This window comes from Nostoc sp. T09 (assembly GCF_002154695.1).
Taxonomy (GTDB): Bacteria; Cyanobacteriota; Cyanobacteriia; order Cyanobacteriales; family Nostocaceae; genus Aulosira.
In genome coordinates, this window is record NZ_MTAV01000232.1 from 1 (window position 1) to 2,989 (window position 2,989).

1 protein-coding gene is annotated in these 2,989 nt (G+C 44.4%); it reads right to left on the reverse strand.

Annotated features, from left to right (window positions below):
* Positions 1–2,492, reverse strand: a 2,492-nt coding sequence (locus BV372_RS33140; protein WP_143845462.1) for a response regulator, incomplete at its 3' end; no start/stop codon positions are given.
* Positions 2,493–2,989: the final 497 nt, after the last annotated feature.

Sequence of the window (2,989 nt, forward strand, 5' to 3'; positions counted from 1 at the left end):
CCCACACTCCCCACACTCCCCACACCTCCCACACCTCCCTCCAGGACTGCGTCAGCCGCTTGATAGAGTGCTTGCAGATTGACACCATCTTGAGGATACCCAACCACTGCTGTACTAAAGGTGACATGAAACTTCTGATTATTGGCAGCCGTAAACTCAATCTGACGTAAGCTCTGGTGCAGTTCTGAAAGCCGCCGCACTCCATCACTTTTGGTCATCCCCGCCATTCCTACTACAAATTCTGTACCTCCCCAGCGCCCAACTACATCCTGAGTATGAAACGTCTGGCGTAACAGTTCGCCTAGTTGAGATAACACGCGATCGCCAACAGCATGACCGTACTTGTGATTAATTTCTTTGAGGTTGTCTAGCTCAACAATAGCGAAGCAGAAGGGCTGTTGGTGACGCTCGCTCGACTGAAGATATCGATTTAAATCTTCAGTGGACTTGCGACGATTAGCAACTAAAGTTAATCCATCTAGTTCTGCTAGATTTCGCAACCAACGCGATCGCTCTAAGCGATTCAGTATCCGTGTAATCAGTTCTGGTTCTACAATTGGTTTGCTGATGTAGTCGTCTGCACCTGCCAAAAAGACTTGCTGTCTGGTTTTGGTATCGCTATGAGCCGTAAGAAACAAGATGGGCAATCCACTCCATTGCGGTTCATTTCTGATGACTTGGCATAATTCTATACCACTTACTTCTGGCATTTCTACATCTAAAATCAGCATATCTGGCTGAGCGACTGCCATTGCCTCCAAAAACCGTAGAGAGTTCTCTAAGGTGTAAACCTTCAGCCCCCAAGGTACGAGTAAAGTCTGGAGAGCCGCCAATATCTGCGGATCGTCGTCTACAACCATCACTTTTGCTTGTGTGGAGTGAGTCCGCTGTAATATTTGAGTCACAGTCTCCAGAACTTGGTTTGGGAACACAGGCTTTTGTAAAATACCGCTTCCACCCAAACGAGCAACTTTTACCCGGTCGAGCAAACTGTCTTTGTCTGTTAAAACTATCACTGGTACTGGGGAGCTACGGGTATTGAGTTCTGCTAGTAAAGCTAAAGTATTTTCTGTAGTGTCGTTAGTGGAAAGGTCGAGCAGTACAATATCCGGGCAATTTTTCGCAATCAACTCCCTAGCGGCGATCGCATCCGGGGCGATTTGCGATCGCATCGCCCAACTATTTGTTTCTTTAGCTAACGCTTGGGCTAAATCCCTATCCTGGTTAACAATCAACAGCAAAGGACGTTCATCTACTAGTTGATTGTCACAGAGCAATTCCTGCTTATACTCAGAGTTCAACAGTTGCAGTTCTTGACGCAACGCTACAACCAATTGCGATATCTGCTGTCTTGTATCTGGCTTTAGCTGAATACCAATGTCCCACAACGATTCTATTTCTTTAGCAAGACGCGAACCTTCATCAGATCCAAACATCCCCAGAGAACCAACTAGCTTATGAGCCTCCATCTTTGCTTTTGACTGCATTTCCTCGGAAAGTTTACCCTGTAGCAACATGGTAGAGGCTTGCTCAATCGTCGCCACTCGCTCTTCGAGTTTCTGTGCTACCTTTTCCCAAACTTTACTAACTCCAGTCACAACCTGATTTTCAACATTGAGTTGCGACTTCTCCCCGTTGTCGTCAGTGACGTCATATTGGAGCCACTCGCGTGTAGAAGTTTCGTCCCTTGTAGCCGCCTGTGGTAAGACTTTCTCCATCGTGCTCACTGGAGATTGGGGTTGTTGCTCTTTGAGTTTCTGTCGCCCATCATTACCACTGATTGAAGACTTTGATTTTCTCTTATCTACGCCTTCTCTATCTGTTGGCTTGAGTTTATATCCAATCCCATAAACTGTTTCAATTGGATCTTCTGCAATACCGCCAGTTTTAAGTTTTTGTCGTAAACCTTTCATGTGAGATCTAACCGTGTCATCTGTAGGAGGTTCTTCAAATGACCACAGATGATCTATCAACGCACTACAACTAAATATCCGGTGAGTGTTGCGCAGAAAAAGCTCAAGCAGACCGTATTCTTTGGGAGTCAAATGCAAGAGTTTGCCGTCACAAGTGACTTCGCAAGTGCTGGGGTCAAGCCGCAGGTTTTTCCAGTCCAATAAAGGCGGTAAAGCAGAACCGCCCCGACGTAATAAAGCACGAACGCGAGCTAACAGCTCCTGAAAATCAAAAGGCTTGGCAACATAATCATCAGCACCAGCATCCAACCCCATGACCTTATTTGTGCTGGTGTCTTGGGCCGTTAATAACAGAACAGGTGTTTGATTGCCATTGGCTCGCAATCGCTTACAGAAGTTAATACCGTTAAGCTTGGGCAGCAAAACATCTAGCAAAATCAAGTCATAAGTAAATAACTCTGCCAAATCCCAACCTTCTTGGCCATCCTTGGCGACATCAACAGTATAGTGCTGGTTTGTCAGGGCTTTGCTAAGTGATTCAGCAATGAGTTCATCATCTTCAACTAATAGAATTCTCATAGCGGTTGCTGACCGCAAATTAATAGTTATTAGCGGAAAGATACAAATGTATACAAAATTTTCTTAAAACATCATATTAAGCGTAGCTTAGATTAAGCTGTGGTGTTACTTACGTTTGTAAATGTCAACATTGCTGTATTGAAGGAACTGAGGAACGCTTGGCGCTGATTCTTTGGTGTTTGGTATGGGCTGGCTTAAGCCAAAAATATCAAGGCGCAAGCTCTTACAGTCTGGATGGAACACCCAAAGGTCGAGGCAGAAGTCGCTACAGCGAAGACGGAAGTTGCTACAGCCTCAGAAAACTAATCTTTATCAAGATTAGTTACAGTTGAATAAAAATTAATGAATTTTTGCTCAGGATGAAATCAGGGCGTCAAATTTATCTGCTTAAACTTATATAGGACTCATATTTGATTTTTGAAAAAAACTCAGTACACTTTTATTCCTTCTTCCCTGTTCCCTGTTCCCTGTTCCCTCCCTACGTAAATAATTTCAGT